The 15,349-nt window shown below is 49.8% G+C and carries 11 protein-coding genes; 1 reads left to right on the forward strand and 10 read right to left on the reverse strand.

From position 1 onward, the window contains the following. Positions 1-26 precede the first annotated feature (26 nt). Both ACZ5N7_RS08285 and ACZ5N7_RS08290 read right to left on the reverse strand, forming a co-directional pair. Entirely contained in the window at positions 27-668 is a 642-nt protein-coding gene (locus ACZ5N7_RS08285) for a LytTR family DNA-binding domain-containing protein (protein ID WP_464658645.1), read from the reverse strand. 39 nt (positions 669-707) lie between these two features. After that, entirely contained in the window at positions 708-1,127 is a 420-nt protein-coding gene (locus tag ACZ5N7_RS08290) for a GTP pyrophosphokinase (protein WP_464658647.1), read from the reverse strand. 175 nt (positions 1,128-1,302) lie between these two features. Here ACZ5N7_RS08290 and ACZ5N7_RS08295 point away from each other — a divergent pair, with 175 nt between their 5' ends. Beyond that, positions 1,303-1,941 (forward strand): DedA family protein, encoded by a 639-nt coding sequence (locus ACZ5N7_RS08295; protein WP_464658649.1) that lies wholly within the window; start codon positions 1,303-1,305, stop codon positions 1,939-1,941. Between the two features lie 31 nt (positions 1,942-1,972). Here the strand turns inward: ACZ5N7_RS08295 and ACZ5N7_RS08300 are convergent, their stop codons facing one another. The 8 genes from ACZ5N7_RS08300 to ACZ5N7_RS08335 all read right to left on the reverse strand — a co-directional run bounded on the left by ACZ5N7_RS08300 (position 1,973) and on the right by ACZ5N7_RS08335 (position 15,298). Beyond that, on the reverse strand, positions 1,973-2,683 hold the full coding sequence (locus ACZ5N7_RS08300) for a cyclase family protein (protein ID WP_464658650.1): 711 nt from the start codon (positions 2,681-2,683) through the stop codon (positions 1,973-1,975). Between the two features lie 30 nt (positions 2,684-2,713). Continuing rightward, positions 2,714-3,265 (reverse strand): signal peptidase I, encoded by a 552-nt coding sequence (gene lepB, locus ACZ5N7_RS08305; RefSeq protein ID WP_464658651.1) that lies wholly within the window; start codon positions 3,263-3,265, stop codon positions 2,714-2,716. A gap of 93 nt (positions 3,266-3,358) precedes the next feature. Continuing rightward, the gene (locus ACZ5N7_RS08310) at positions 3,359-6,172 is read right to left on the reverse strand and encodes an RCC1 domain-containing protein (RefSeq protein WP_464658652.1); all 2,814 of its coding nucleotides are present in this window, start codon (positions 6,170-6,172) and stop codon (positions 3,359-3,361) included. Between the two features lie 41 nt (positions 6,173-6,213). Further along, positions 6,214-9,366, reverse strand: a complete 3,153-nt coding sequence (locus ACZ5N7_RS08315; protein ID WP_464658653.1) for an efflux RND transporter permease subunit — start codon at positions 9,364-9,366, stop codon at positions 6,214-6,216. Then, a complete protein-coding gene (locus ACZ5N7_RS08320; protein WP_464658654.1) occupies positions 9,363-11,537 on the reverse strand; it encodes an efflux RND transporter periplasmic adaptor subunit in 2,175 nt (724 codons plus the stop codon). Before ACZ5N7_RS08320 ends, ACZ5N7_RS08315 begins: the two co-directional genes overlap by 4 nt. Before the next feature lie 385 nt (positions 11,538-11,922). Continuing rightward, positions 11,923-13,776, reverse strand: coding sequence for a bifunctional diguanylate cyclase/phosphohydrolase (locus ACZ5N7_RS08325; protein ID WP_464658655.1), 1,854 nt, complete (start codon positions 13,774-13,776; stop codon positions 11,923-11,925). A gap of 173 nt (positions 13,777-13,949) precedes the next feature. After that, positions 13,950-14,543, reverse strand: a complete 594-nt coding sequence (locus ACZ5N7_RS08330; protein ID WP_464659196.1) for a DUF5317 domain-containing protein — start codon at positions 14,541-14,543, stop codon at positions 13,950-13,952. Positions 14,544-14,641: 98 nt separating this feature from the next. Further along, a complete protein-coding gene (locus tag ACZ5N7_RS08335; RefSeq protein ID WP_464658657.1) occupies positions 14,642-15,298 on the reverse strand; it encodes a TetR/AcrR family transcriptional regulator in 657 nt (218 codons plus the stop codon). Positions 15,299-15,349: the final 51 nt, after the last annotated feature.

Below are 15,349 nucleotides of genomic sequence, written 5' to 3' on the forward strand. Positions count from 1 at the left end.
TTTCGGCATGAAGCACAGAAATATATTCAGAAGCCAAGTAGTTTTCGGAAATAACTGACATACGATTGACTTACGGAAATCTTCGCCCCGTTCTTCATAATCAGCACGAGGCTCGAAGTGTCCGGATAAATTTCCTTGATATGGTTCACATTCACTATAAACGAACGATGACAGCGAACAAAATGATCTTTCGGCAGCAGGAAATCAAACTCGTTCAGTGTATATTTATGAATGCCGGTCAGCTTCTCCGCTGCGACATACGTTTTGCGGTCGCTTGCTTCCAGATACATGACATCACTGTAAGGAACCGGAACCCAACCGTCCTCATATTTCACGGTTACCACCGATTTTCCTGTCGTCAAGGTGGGAAAAATGGCCGAGACACAGCCTTCCGTCCCACCACCGCTGAACAAAGGGACAGCCATGCCGTAATAAGGGACTCCGAAGATATCCCGGTCAATAAACTCGGAGATTCTTTGCTGGGCGGCTAACGCTTTATGCGTTATCGTCCCTTCCTTTATAGGATCGCCCTGCTTTATTTTAAGATTGATCCTTTTGCTGGGCCGGTAATAGATGTATTCCTTTGTATTGGAAACGGCGATAGAGGTTTCGTCTGAAAACAATTCCCCGATAGCGTCAAAAATCGATTCCATTTTAAATGGTTCCATGCGGGGCACCTGCCTTGCGTTTAAGTGTATTCTTGGGTGTCAACCTAGCAAAACGTCCAGCGCCTTGCTGTATTTTTCCAGCCGCTTGCGGTCTTTGTCCGTCATTTTTTTTATTCGCGTCAAATCCATATTGTCTTGAAGGTCCAGCACCTTTACTCTCCGGGCGAGGGAGTTTTCCTTAATACGCACAATAAAATCCTCGTACGGCTCCTTTTTTCTTTTGGACAAGCTGTCTACCGCCGCCACGATTTCCTCGCTGAATCCTTCATTGCGCAAATCATCCAGTGTAAGCGTCGTATCCTCAATGGTATCATGGAGAACGGCGACGATCTGCTCCTCTTCCGTCAAAGCTCTCAGCATTAAGCGAAACGGATGAAAAACATAGGGATTGCCGCCTTTATCCGTTTGTCCTTCATGATTTTGAGCCGCTAAAATAATCGCTTTAGCCAGTGTAGCCATGAACATCCCTCCTTTTACTATATTAACTTTGAAAATTCATAAAAATTTTAAGCAGTTCTGCATCTCTGTTAACAATTGTGCTGTAGCTTTAGATAGATGCCGCCATATTTTTGGTCAGCGCAGCATTATATAGTAGGAACAAGTCAACCAACAGATAGGCGGGTCGGAACAACCAATGGAACAAACCTTTATCACGCTGATCGGGGAATTCGGATATCTTGGAATATTTGCAGCTATGGCGCTCGGTATCATTGGTCTGCCTTTTCCTGATGAAATCCTTATGACCTTTGTCGGGTATATGGTTCAGCAGGGGCTTTTATCCTATGAAATGTCGCTTCTCAGCGCCTGTCTGGGGGCGATATGCGGCGTTTCAATCAGCTACTTCCTCGGGATGAGGCTCGGTCTGCCTTTTCTGAGAAAAGTCGGCCCTTACATCTTCATCACCGCGGCGAAAATTGAGAAATCGCAGCTTCTTTTCCAAAAATACGGCTTCTTTATTATATTCGTAAGCTATTATGTGACCGGACTGCGCCATATTGCCGCTTATTTGGCAGGAATTTCGCGTATGAACTTCCGGAATTACATGTTAGTGGCTTATACCGGCGCCAGCCTGTGGTGCTTCACTTTTATCACTGCGGGAAAAATACTTGGAAAACACTGGAAGCGGATGCAGGAATTTATGGACCACCTCGGGATTTTTATACCTGTTATGATCGTCTGCCTGCTCGTAATCATTCTGGTTTTCATTATTGTAAAGCGGAAAAAATCGAAGCAAGAAAAAAATCAAGACGCTCATGAATCCGGGCTGGAATGATATAAGAACGATTGAATCGGAAGCTGGCAGCCTACTTGAATGCCAGAGCCCGGATCGGAGAGCCGGATCCCTCTTTGATTTTGAGAGGAAAGGCAAAAAGCAGCGACTCTCCCACGATTTCCTCCAGCCGTGTCAAATTCTCGATAATGTTGATTCCGCTGCCAAGCAGCGCATAATGAGCCGGGTTTGCACCCGAATAAGAGCTGTCTATAGCCAAAGTGTCGCATCCCACGGCTTTGATCTTTTTCCCGGCAAGGTATTGTGCGGCTTCACCGCTAAGCCCGGGCCAAAAACGGGTATAGGCCGAATCGGCCGAACGGGGTACCCAGTAGCGGTCCCAGCCGAACCGGAACAGCACGATGTCCCCCTCTTCGATGGCAAAATTGCTGTTCTCCCACAGTTCAATCTCGTTTTGTGAGACGGGGTCCGTATCTCTGTAACTTGAAAAATCCAATGTCAGCGCCCGGCCAAAAAACCGGTTCACCGGAGTATCCGCCATATCCCTGTGTTCAGGATGGTCCTTCCGCAAAAAATGCGCCGTAGAATCCATATGCGTTCCGCAGTGTTCATTGATGATCAGCTGATACACCATAGCCGGGCTTCCGGTTTCAAAGCTGTCCCACAGCGTATGAAAATATCTCGAATGCGTGGGATACACGGGCATATCCTCTTCCAGCACATGGGATAGATCGATGACCTTCATTTGGGCCAACTGCTTGTACATTGACATGATATGAGACATAAGTGCACCCGCTTTTTCCATTATTAAGTATTATTGCAGCAGTTTCTTTCCCATCACATGATCAAGAGGAATGAATCCGAGCTCTCTGCTGTCCAGGCTGTTGTTGCGGTTGTCGCCCATTACAAAAATGTGGTTTTCCGGTACGATCCATTTTTTATCCGAAGCATAATTCATCGTTTCTTTGAGATACGGTTCATTGAGAGCTTCACCGTTTCGGTATACTTTATGATCTTTGAATTCCAAAGTATCCCCCGGCTTGCCGATAGCCCTTTTTACAAAGAAAGTGTGGTCCGCAGGCCCCGTCATAAGCTGTATCAAGGGATAATCCATAATATCGTCTTTAAAAGAGCGGCTGCGGTCTACACGGCTGTCGATAATGACGATATCCCCATATTCAGGCAGGTAGGCAAAAGTATGCGGCAGTTTCGAAACGTAAACCCGTTCCTTGTCGTGCAGGGTGGGATCCATGGAGTGGCCTTCTATTTTATAGGGTTGAACAAGAAAGACGCCGATGAAGAGCGTGAAGACAAAAGCAATTCCAATGGATGTGATCCAGCCCCAAATTTTTTTGATGGTCATCATGTCCCCAGCTGCCTTTCAAAATGGTCTGTTTTCCGTATTGTATCATATCCAGGAAGCCTTTTCACCGCTTGCAGGTGACTGTCGGGATATATCTTACCGCCTTATTGACGAGTGATAAGCAGACTCGGCGGCTTGAACCGCCATCTCGTCGACAGGCAGCGTATTTCCCTGCTGCACAGACAGGATCCGTTCCACTACCGAGACCGACTGAGCACGTGTTGTGGCTTCTTCGGGAGCAAGGCGGCCTCCGGTCAAGCCCTGCAGAATGCCTTTGACGACAGCATTAAACAGGACATAATCGGTACTCATCAAGGTCTTCGGCTTATGCAGCGAGGAATCGACTGCCCGGAGGGCGACCGCGCTCATTTCTTTCCTGCTGATCGGCTGGTTCCAATCCCCCTCGAGATCCCCTTCCTGAACAATGCCTTCAGCCCGGGCCGCATTGGCATATCCTTGATACCAAGAGTCAGCCTGAATCAAAGGCTCGGCGGGAAGCTGTAAAGCCGTGGCCACCATTTTTATAAATTCGGCGCGGGTAACCCGGTCTTCCGGTTTGAAAGAGCCGTCGCTGTAGCCGTCGACATAACCTTTTTGAGCAGCTTTATATATCGATTCGCTTGCCCAATGCCCTGCCAGATCGGTGAATTTGGGGCCGATGCCGCTAATCTGGACCGGTATCCGCCGATTGCTGCGCGTACCGTCCCCCAGCTGGCCGGAATAGTTCGCTCCCCAGGACCAGAGAGTGTCGCCCTTTACAGCGAAACTGGACGAACCTCCGGCCCGGATCTTGTCTATATTCGCCAAACTGTTCACTGGCGCGGGAGTGCTTTGACTGGCCGCCGTACCGATGCCAAGCTGTCCGAAGGCGTTGTAGCCCCAGCTCCATACGCTTCCGTCATTTTTCAACGCCAAACTGTGGTAGCCCCCGGCGCCGACCGCCTTAACATCCCAAATTCCGCTGACCTGCACCGGTTTCAAATGATTGCTTGTATTATCGTCGCCGAGCTGGCCGAACTGGTTATATCCCCAGGCCCAGACGGTACCGTCACTTTTAAGCGCAAGAGCATGATTTTTCCCCGCGGAAACCGCTGTTACGCCGGATAATCCGGTTACCTGCACGGGTTGGCGTCTGGAAGCTAACGTTCCGTCCCCGAGCTGGCCGTTGGTGTTGTCCCCCCAAGCCCAAACCGTTCCGTTATTCTGCAATGCCAATGTGAAATTCGCACCGGAAGCAATCGATACGATATTTCTTAACGAAGGAACGGACAGCGGCAGGGACCGGCTTAACGAATTGCTGTCATCGCCAAGCTGGCCTAACGTATTGTCTCCAAAGGTCCACACCGTTCCATCATTCAACAGAACGACCGAGTGGTTGTTTCCCGCCGCTGCTGCAGCGACACCTTTAAGGGAAGGGATTTGGGATGGCGAGGTTCTGTTATCGGTTGTCCCGTCTCCCAATTGACCGAAGAAATTCAGACCCCAAGACCATACCGTCCCGTCCTTTTTGACTGCCAAAAGATGAGATGCCCCTGCCGACACGGCTGCCGTATCTGTGAGCGATATAAGCTGGGGAGACACTTTGGATGCATTTGTCCCGTCTCCTAGCTGTCCGAAAACATTATCTCCCCAAGTGTACACCCGCCCGCTTGTCACTGCTGCTGCTGCGCTATCACCTGCGGCCAAAGGTACGGCGGCAATTCCCGACAGCAGTGCCGGACCGGAGCCTGGCACTGGAACAGCAGCGGAAGCCTGATCCATTGCCGTCATGGGAACCGGCGAACTCTGATTCAAAAGGGTAGTGTCTCCCAACTGCCCGTAAACATTGCTGCCCCACGAGGAGACCGTGCCGTCTTTTTTTACGGCAAAGGTAAAGTTAAACGCAGCGGTTACGGAAACCACATCCTGCAGCTCGTTCACTTTCTGCGGAAATATATGACCGTCTACTGAACCGATCCCAAGCTCTCCGGAGCCGTTTGTTCCCCAAGTGAGCACCTGACCGTCCTTGGTCACTGCCGCAGCATGGGAGTTGCCCGCGCTTATCGATGCAATCTCTCCTAACCCTGTCAGCATGGTTGGAAGCTTTTGGTCATTAGTACTTCCAATTCCAAGCTGTCCGGAGCTGTTGGCGCCCCAGCTCCATAGGGAGCCGCTTTCCGTAAGCGCAAAGGAATAATTATAACCTGCGGCAACCTGCTTCACCTTCGACACATTCGTGACCATCACAGGGGTGTTTAAAGTATTGGCGCTGCTGCCGTAGCCAAGCTCGCCGAAATAATTGTCTCCCCAGGCCCAGACCGTGCCGTCTTGAGTTAACGCCAAAGTATGGTAAGCCCCCCCGGATATCGATTGAATGCCTCCAATCGTTCGTACCTGTACGGGGGATGCATGCTTGTCTGAACTGCCGTCTCCGAGCTGGCCGTAGCTGTTGTCGCCCCAGGTCCAGACCGTGCCATCTCTCTTTAAGGCGACGGAGTGATAATATCCCGCAGCTACGGCGATGACATTATTCAGCCCGGGAACCTGCGCAGGAGAACTGCGGTCCATCGCAGAGCCGTCGCCAAGCTGCCCAAACGTATTCTGTCCCCAGCTCCACACGGTTCCGTCATTCTTCAGGGCAAGCGTATGGAAACCTCCCGTCGAAATGGCCGTGATGCCGGATAATGATTTGATTTGCGCGGGTTTGGTCCGGTTTTCCACTCCGCTTCCAAGTTTGCCCCGCAGATTGTCTCCCCAAGTCCAGACTGTGCCGTCTTTTTTCAGGGCAACGGTGAAGCCCTTTCCGCCGACAATTTGCAGCAAAGCGTGGGATTCCGCCGCAAAGGCCCGGCCTGACTGGAGCGGAACGGCAAACCAGGCCGCAACCAGACAGCACAACAGGAAAGAAAGGGTTCTTGTCAATAGATTCATATCCAATCTCCTCGTAAACTATTATGTTTTTCAGAGGCCTGTTACATCGCGACCTTCGTCTCTACCGGCAGGTTCTCGACGGGTTTTCTGTTGAAGCGGCGTTTGATAAAGTCAAGCCCTCCGTCCATCAGCGTATACACCACAGGAACAAGCACAAGAGTAACCATCGTAGACAGCGTTAATCCGAACGAAACTACGGTTGCCATCGAAGCCTGAGTTTCCGCTCCTTCGCCAAACCCGATAACAAGCGGAAGCATGGCAAGCACCGTTGTGCCGGTCGTCATTAGGATCGGCCGGAGACGAACCTTGCCCGCTTCGATCAAGGCGTCGAATAGTGTCATTCCCCTGCCGCGAAGCTGATTGGCATAGTCTACAAGAACAATCGCATTGTTCACCACGATGCCCACCAGCATGATCATCCCCATGATCGAGTTCATATTGATTGTCCTATGGGTAACCGCCAGCCCGAGTATAGCTCCGATGAATGTCGGCGGCATGGAGAACATGATAATAAACGGGCCGTACAGCGATTCAAACTGGCTGGCCATTACCATGTAAACGAGCACCAGCGAGAGAAGCAGCATAAAATATAAGCTTTGAAACGACGACGATTGGCTGGATGCCTGGCCTCCGATCGCCACAGTATATCCGTCGGGCGCTTGGATGGCATCGATCTTGTCTTTTACCTTTTGCTGGACTTCACCGATGGACGCTCCGAATACGGATGCCTGTACGGTAGCCACACGCTGCTGATCCTGATGGCGGATTTGCGCGGGGCCTGTTCCCGGTGCCACTTTGGCGATCTGATTGAGGGCTACCTGCCCTCCGCCTGAAGTGTTGATTACCACGTTGTTCAAATTCTCCAGCTTATTGGTAAACTCGTTTGGATATTTCACCAGAACGGAAATCTGTGAATTGGCGGTTTTGAAGTTTGTCGCGACGTTTCCTTGGTATGCTGTCCGAAGAGCGGTCATGACTTCCTTGACGGATACCCCATAGTGAGCTGCTGCGTCACGGTCAATAGTCAAATCGTATTCCGGAACCCGTCTGTCGAGTGTGTTCTGGACGTTTCGTGTACCATCCACAGAATTGATTTCCTCTACGACAAGATCACCCAGCTTTTGAAGAACGGCCATGTCCGGGCCTGCCAGGTTGACTTGGATGTCCGAACCTCCAGTTCCTCCGCCTCCAAGACCAGGCAAACGGACACTGCCTGAGGGGACGTTAACACTGATTTGTGCCCCAGGGTTGCCCTGTGTCAGCGTCCTGATTTTTTCGGCAACCTGATCCGTCGTCAGCTTCCGCTGGTTAAGCGGTTTAAGAGTGACCTGAATATTTGCGCTGTTGGTCGCCGAGGATTGGAAAGCCCCGCCGCCTTGGGAACCGACGGAAGTGAACACAGTTTCGATTTCCGGTATATCTTTAAGCTTGTCTTCAATTTTGGCCGCAAGCGCATTGGTCGATTCAAAAGCCGCCCCTTGAGCCAGATTGATATTGACATTGACTTGGCCTTGGTCCGTCTTCGGAGTGAGCTCCGAGCCTACAAAGCGAAGGGAGTAGATACTTGCCGCAAACAAGGCGGCAGTCAGCAGCACGATCACCCACCGGTGAAGCAGCGACCAGCGCAGGAGAGCGCCGTAGCCGTCAGTCAGCCGGTTCACGCCCCTTCCGAACCAGACCAACGGGTTGTAGCTCCTTCCGATCGGAAGCTCTTCTCCCACCTTTCCACGGAGCATTTTGGCCGCAAACATAGGCACCAGCGTAATGGCCGCGAACAAGGCGGCAATATGCGAAAAGCTGACGGTAATCCCCATTGGAGCGAAGAACTGCTTGGATAAACCGTTGATAAACGCAGTCGGGGCGAAAACCGCAATTTGGCAGAGAGCCGAAGCCATCACGGCCGTCCCGACCTCCGCCGTTCCCTGTTTGGCAGCGTCAACCGGGGATAGACCTTCATGGTGCTTACGGAAAATGCTCTCCAATACAACAACGGCAAAATCAACGAGCGAACCGAGACCAAGAGCAAGACCGCCGAGAGTGATCGTATTGATCGTCTGATGTCCGAAGTACATCATGCTGAAAGTAGATATGACGGATATTGGAATGACGACGCCGATGATAAGCGTCGCCCGTATGCTGCGCAGAAATAGAATGAGCACGATGACGGAGAACAATGCCCCGAGCAGAGTGTGGTCAATAACGGTATTGATCGACTGCCTGATAAATTTGGCCTGATCGCTGAGCACGGCCACCTTTACACCATCGGGAAGCTTGGATTGTATGCTTTTCAAAGACTTCTGGATATTGTCCGAGACGGAAACAGTGTTGCCGTCGGACTGCTTCAAGATGGATAAGGAGACACTGGGAATCCCGTCCTTGCGCGATTCCAGAGTAACATCCTGGTAAGTGTCGATGATCTGGCCGATTTCGCCGAGCGCAATCGTCTGCCCTTTTCCTATCTGCACTTGGACTTTGGCAATTTCTGCTGTCGATTTAAATTCTCCATCGATGTGCAGCGGGATCAGCTGCTGCCCTTTATTGACAAGACCCGCATCTATGGAAGTATTGTCATTGCCGAGAGCTGTCACGATCGTGTTAAAAGAGATGTTATATTGGGATAGCTTGCTCTGGTCCACCAGAACCTGGATCTGTCTTACCCTTCCCCCTGTGACCCCCACTGATGCTACTCCGTTGACTCGCTGCACTTCCGGGCTGACCACGTTATCCGCCAGATCCCGCAGCGTAACGGGATCCGTCTTTCCGTACAAAGCCAAGCTCATGACGGGGCTGCTGTTGGGGTCGACACGCGAGACTACAGGCGCGTCGGCATCTGACGGGAGCTGGCGCCGGACGCGGTCCAGCTTATCCCTCATGGATAAAGTCGCCTGATTGATGTCTGCGCCATAATTGAACTGAACCGTGACGTTACTGCTGCCGTTTCTAGAGCTTGACGTGATGCTCGTCACGTCGGCTACAGTCGCCATTGAGGCCTCGATCCGCTTGGTGATCTGCTGCTCGACCTGTGCCGGAGAGGCTCCGCTCCATGAAACGGAGACGGAAGCGGTCGGGATTTCCATATTCGGATACAAATCCACAGGCAACAGAGGAACGGCAATTACTCCAACAATAACGAGAGCGATCATGACCATGAAGATAGTGACAGGGCGGTGAACCGAGAAGTTGGCTAATTTCACTTTCCGGCCCCCGCTCCCGCAGCGCCCGTACCGGCTCCGGCAGCGCCCGCGCCCGCTCCGGCGGAATTATCGCCTGCAGGACGCTGGCCTGTTTGTGAGCCCTGCGGACGGCTGCCATGCCCGCCTTGCGTACGGCCTCCGGCCTGTCCGCCTGGCTGGCTTGCTTGATCTGCTTGCGCTGTATCGGCGGAGGATTTATCTTTTGCAGCTTGGTCTCCGGACGGCTGCCCGGCGGAACTGTCGGTTGGCCCGCCCTTTTGGCCGTTCTGCGGCTTCTGGCTTCTGTCGCCGCCCTGCGGCGCTCCCTGCTGCCCGTCCTGCGGCGCTCCTTGCTGCCCGCCTTTGGCTCCGCTCTGCTTCTGGCCTGATTGACCCGGCTGCACAACTTGCACCGGTACATTGTCCGACAGCAGCTCCTGCCCTTTCACCACAAGCTCGTCTCCGATGTTCAAGCCGCTTGTAACCTCATAAGATTGACTTGTCATTTGACCAATTTTCACCAGAACCTTCACTGCTTTTCCATCCTTGACAATAAATACCGCGTTGCCGGATGGCTGGCTCAAAACCGCATCTGCGGGAACCATAATCGCCTGGCGCCCTTCATTCTTCAGGGAAGATTCGGCGAACATACCCGGCAGCAGCTCGTGATTAGGATCATTAAGCTTGATATCCGCTCCGTAAGATTTGGTCGCAGCATCCATCGTCGGGCGGATGGCCGTAACCTGACCCTCGAAGGTTTTGTTCAATGTAGGCACCTTCACGGACATCCCCATGCCTGCTTTGATCTTGCCGATAGAAGCTTCGGACACGTTCACAGTGGCCAGGATTTGATCCATCGAAGCCAGGCTCACGATGGCGTTCTGTGCACCGGCGTTCTGCCCAGGCGGAGTCCCAATGCTCGCTACTACGCCGTCAAAGGGAGCTGTAAGCATACCGTCCTGGAGCTGCTCGCTGAGCACCTGCACATTGGTTTTAGCCTGCTGCAACTGAGCGGCGTTCACCTGCAGAGCCTCCGTGGATTTAGCCGCTTTCACAGCCTGCTCGGCCTGATCCAGCGAGGCCTTAGCGCTGTTCAAAGACGCCTGCTGAGCCCCCTGTGCGTTTACCATGCCCAGCTGGCTCTGGAAAAGCTGCTGCTGGCTGACATCAATTTGAGATGCGGCCGAGCCTTGTGCGTTAGCCAATGTGAGCAGAGCGGAATTCAGAGCTTCCTGCGCCACCTGCACGGATTGGGAGCTCTGTGCCTGAAGCAGCGCGTTCTGCAATGATGTAAGCTGCGATTGCGCCGACTGCTGCGCGGTTTGCGCGTCTTTGTATTGCGCCTGCTGAGCCTGCTGCAGCTGAAGCTGGCTGGACTGAACCTTGGATAGAGCCGCATCGATATCTTTTTTTACGCCGGATTGGGCGGCAGTGTTATAGGAAGAGAGAGCCTGCTGCATGTTAAGCTGATAAGTTTGCAAATTATTATTCTGCTGAGTCAGCAAGTTGTCCAGTGTAGCATTCAGGTTATTCTGGGCAACCGTGATCGCGGTGGAAGAGCTCGCCTGGGAATTGTTTAAAGAAGCCTGTGAGCTGGCCACCCCTTGCCTGGCTGTCGCTACGGCATTCTGCTGCGTGGTGATTGCGTTATTCAGCTGAGCCTGCGCCAAAGCTACCGCTTGTTTGGCAGAAGCTACAGCATTCTGCTGGTCGCCCACGGTCTTGTCGTATGACGCCTGCTGCAGGGCCAGAGCTTTTTCCGCGTTGCTTACCGTATTAGCCTGATCGCTCACCGCTTTGTTGTATTGGGCTTGCGTTACAGCCACCGCGCTTTTCTGCTGATCCAGCTGCTGCTGCAGCTGCGCGGTGTCAATCCTGGCAAGGGCCTGTCCTGCTTTGACGTGGTCTCCGACCTTTACTTCCAACGAAGTTACCCTGCCGCTGATCTTCGATGACAGATTTGTCGTAAAAGCAGGTGCAATCGAGCCTGTAAAAATTTGCCCGCCCGAGGCGTCCGACAGCTGGACGATCTGCGTCTCCACAGCCATTTGGCGAGGCGCACGGTTTCCTCCGGCACCTTGCTTGCCTGCCGAGCCGGCCGCCGAGCTTTTGGCGCAGCCGGTCATCGCAGCTGTGATTGCCGCAACCAACACGGAAGCCGCAATCATTCTTAGAGCAGCGTTTCTCTTCATTCCATACCCTCCACTTGATCATTCATCCGAATTGTTAAATCCGACTGCTTACCCTATTTTATCGATAACGCAATTCAGGTAAAATTTAGCACGCAAACATGAAAAAAATATGAATAAAAAGTAAAAAAATTATAAACTCAAAAGAGAAACCTTAAGGCTCCCCAAATCAGCCTGGACGAAGTTGACCCATTGAAAATCCCGAGCGAGTGAGATGACCTGGGAAAAGAAAAACATTATCTCCCCCAAATTTATAACTTTCTATACATTAAGAAAGCTAAGAAACAAAAAAAGGCCCTAATAGTTACAAGGCAGCTCATTAAAGATTTGTAGTAACCGTTGAACATCACCGTTCTAGAAATCGGCAAACGCTGGGTGCGCTGCCGATTTAAACTACCTCATCCGAATTCTTTTCAAAATCCAACTTGAAATCATACTTCGTAACAATCATCTTGATGAACGGTTCTACAAACTCAGGATCGAACTGTTCGCCCGCGCAGCGTCTAAGTTCCAGGATCGCCTCGTCAAAAGTTTTCGTCTGCTGATAAGGCCTCTCCGTAGTCATCGCGTCAAACGAATCAATGACACACAAGATTCGCGCCAGCTTTGGAATCTCTTCCCCTTTCAGGCCATAGGGATATCCGTTCCCATCCACACGTTCATGATGGAGTTCAATCAGCGGCAGCAATTCCTTGTACTTGTCGATGGCAGACACGATTTCCTTGCCCCATTCGACATGCTTCTTCACCGTTTCCCATTCTTCTGCGGTCAGCTTTTCCTTTTTCTTGAGAATATGCTTGGGCACCTCGAGCTTGCCGATATCATGGAACAGCGAACCCAGCATCAGCGTCTTCTTGTCCGAATCGCTCAAAGGGATATAATTGCAAAGGTCCATTGCATAGCTGAATACCCGCTTACTGTGCTGGAACGTGTACACGTCTTTGGAAAGGAAAATTTTTAACTGCTGCTCAATTTCCTGGATATCCTTCTCAATGTCAATGCTCTTCTGTATGATCGATTGTTTATTGTAGATATGAACCAGGTTTCGTCCCTGGGCTTTGGCATAGTACATCGCTTGATCGGCTTTATCCAGAAGAATGGATTTATCGTATATGTCTTTTTTATATTCAACTACTCCAGCCGAAAAAGATAGGCAGCCATGCGGAAAAACATCGACTCCTTCGAAATAGGAATCATTGGCCTTCTTCCTCAGCGAGTTAACAAACGAAAAAGCTTCCTTTTCATGCAATCCCGGTAGAAGGACCGTAAATTCTTCACCGCCGTAACGCGCAACTATATACTTGTTTTTTTCACACTCGCTCAAAAGCAGCTTCCCGAAAAACTCAAGCAGTTTATCTCCTTTTAAGTGCCCGTATGTGTCGTTATATATTTTAAAACTGTCCAGATCCAGAATAGCGAGGCTGAAAGTGGAGCGCGTATCTTTGGCTTGGTTCAGTGCTTTCTCCAATAATTCCTCAAAATAGCCGTGGTTATAGAGGCCGGTCCTCTGATCCCGGATGGCTTTGTTGGAAACTTCCTCATATAATCGAAAGAGGTGTTTAAAGGATATGGATAAGAGGACGGCGATCGTGAGGAATAAGAAAAGTCCAAAGTAAAAATACAGCTGAAAAATCATAGTTAACATTAGAGACATAACAAGCGTACTTATATATGCAACCACAGTGTCGTTTATGATGCCTTTTATAACTTGAAACAGATTGCCCCCAATTAATAATAAGTAATAAAGTCCAACTGAGAGCACATTAAGTGTAAAATAAACTGTCAATGCGAGGATGTAAGAACCTATGCGATCGGTGTCCATTGGTCCGCTGACAGCGCCAGTTTTGATAAATATGTAGTAAGCACTGGAAATCATTAGAGAATAATTAGAAAAATTACCCAGATGCTTCCACCAGCTGACCTTACGTTTATAAAAGGCAAATATAAAAGTACTCACAAAGAGTACGTTTAAAGTGGTCTGTAATCCAAATGTGAACATACACGCCAAATATAAAGCGGAATCCATGGATAGACTATTTCCCTTAGGAGGAAGCTGAAATTTAACTTGATTTAGCAATAATATAGAGCCAATCAAGGAATATAATATAACCCACTCTGACTGGGATGGTGAAATTAATTTTATATTTAATAGGAAGCAAGCAGTCCCAACCACTGACAAGCTCAAAAAATATAAGTTAGTAGGTTTTAAAAATTCTGTTTTAAACTTTGCTGCTCGATCCATCTAAAATTCAACCTTTCCTAGAGAAGGTAAAGGGAAGAAGTAAAGTTACTCCTCCCCGTACCAAAAAGTTATTCAAATTGAAACCCAGATGTTAAACCAACAACCAAAGAAGCGATAATTACCAGGTTAAACAAAATTACTTTTACTTTCAGTCCCATGTTTTCACCTCCTTTTTATGAACATGAAGAAGTGGATTCTTTTAAAGCAGATCTGTAGGATTTCTCTTTCTTACCCGATAGGAGTATATTTTGAATAAAAAAGAATATCCCTACATTCATGACCACATCACCAACACTTATTACCTGAGTTCTGGGGTATGGACTGGACAAAGGAATAATATCTCCTAGAAACCCAAACCAGGTTTTATCCGTTAAGATTTGATGTTTGGCGTAGAGCCCTTCTTTCAGCATTTGAATAAATTTGGGATCAAGCACTGCCGCCGCTTCTTCCGAAACCGGCATTCTTCCCCCGTTTGCGGCCATTACGATAAAATTCATGACCACTCCAATCAGGATTAAATGAAACCCGGTATGCTGACGGTTGACCCAAAGAAAATACAAGCCCACGACATAAATCAACAAAAACGAATAATCGCTCAGTACCGCAACCCAATGCACCTTTGTCTGTAAACTGAAAATAATGATCTGCACGATAAGCAGTATTGGAAAAACCCACCCGTTCTTCAAGCGAAGATCGGCAAAGCTCTTGAAGCTGCCGCCCCGAAACAGGGCAATAACGATGGAGAAAATAATGCCGTCGAAAACCATCAGATTCGCTCCATTTTGTAGTATTTTGTAGTATTTATTCGATACATTTTGTAATAATCCTCTATTTGTCTCTGGAATTTCCAAAATTTTTTTTGCAGTCAAATCAAGTTTTGTTTAATGAAAAATGCGATATGGCCCTCCATTCGCGACAGGATATCCGCCGTTTCATTCCCGTCCAGCCTGAGCAGGAGGTAATCAGTAACCATAGCGAACAGAGGATACTGATATTCGGCGGCAAGCAGTCCCGGATTATGGTCTCTGACCTTGCCGAGCGAGATCATTTTGGCGAACACCGTCTCCATAAAAGTAAGCACCTGCCTGACGATATCATGGAGATAAATCTCCCGGGCCAGCGGATCGCGCCATTGCTCCAGATGAACGATCCGCCAGATTTTTTCCATATTCGGATCCTTGATGTGCTCCATAAAATTTTGAAAACCCCGATTCAGGAAAGCCTCGGGAGTCATTGCATCAAGAATGGCGTCCAGCATCTCCACCGGCGGCATAATTCGGGCCACATCGAGGCGGAAGTTATAAAAGATCGTTTCCTGCAGTTCTTCCTTACTACGAAAATGATTGTACAGCGAGCTTTCCTTAATCCCCGCTTCCCGGGTGATATCGCGTATGGACACGGCGCTAAAGCCGTTGCACGAGAAGAGATCGATAGCGATTTGAATTATTTTGTTCTTGTTGCTGTTTCGGACAGGCTCGCCGTCCAGGTTGACAAACTGTTTGCTTTCGCTGGCTGCTTCCACACAAAGCACCTCCTCTATGATGTAAACTATCGAGTGTTAGTTCCCTGCTGT

This window comes from Paenibacillus sp. JCM 18996 (assembly GCF_055392555.1).

What these genes read in the sequence shown, in the direction of transcription:
- ACZ5N7_RS08285 (WP_464658645.1), bottom strand. Translation starts at nt 668, where the DNA reads ATGGAACCATTTAAAATGGAATCGATTTTTGACGCTATCGGGGAATTG.
- ACZ5N7_RS08290 (WP_464658647.1), bottom strand. Translation starts at nt 1,127, where the DNA reads ATGGCTACACTGGCTAAAGCGATTATTTTAGCGGCTCAAAATCATGAA.
- ACZ5N7_RS08295 (WP_464658649.1), top strand. Translation starts at nt 1,303, where the DNA reads ATGGAACAAACCTTTATCACGCTGATCGGGGAATTCGGATATCTTGGA.
- ACZ5N7_RS08300 (WP_464658650.1), bottom strand. Translation starts at nt 2,683, where the DNA reads ATGTCTCATATCATGTCAATGTACAAGCAGTTGGCCCAAATGAAGGTC.
- lepB (WP_464658651.1), bottom strand. Translation starts at nt 3,265, where the DNA reads ATGATGACCATCAAAAAAATTTGGGGCTGGATCACATCCATTGGAATT.
- ACZ5N7_RS08310 (WP_464658652.1), bottom strand. Translation starts at nt 6,172, where the DNA reads ATGAATCTATTGACAAGAACCCTTTCTTTCCTGTTGTGCTGTCTGGTT.
- ACZ5N7_RS08320 (WP_464658654.1), bottom strand. Translation starts at nt 11,537, where the DNA reads ATGAAGAGAAACGCTGCTCTAAGAATGATTGCGGCTTCCGTGTTGGTT.
- ACZ5N7_RS08325 (WP_464658655.1), bottom strand. Translation starts at nt 13,776, where the DNA reads ATGGATCGAGCAGCAAAGTTTAAAACAGAATTTTTAAAACCTACTAAC.
- ACZ5N7_RS08330 (WP_464659196.1), bottom strand. Translation starts at nt 14,543, where the DNA reads ATGGTTTTCGACGGCATTATTTTCTCCATCGTTATTGCCCTGTTTCGG.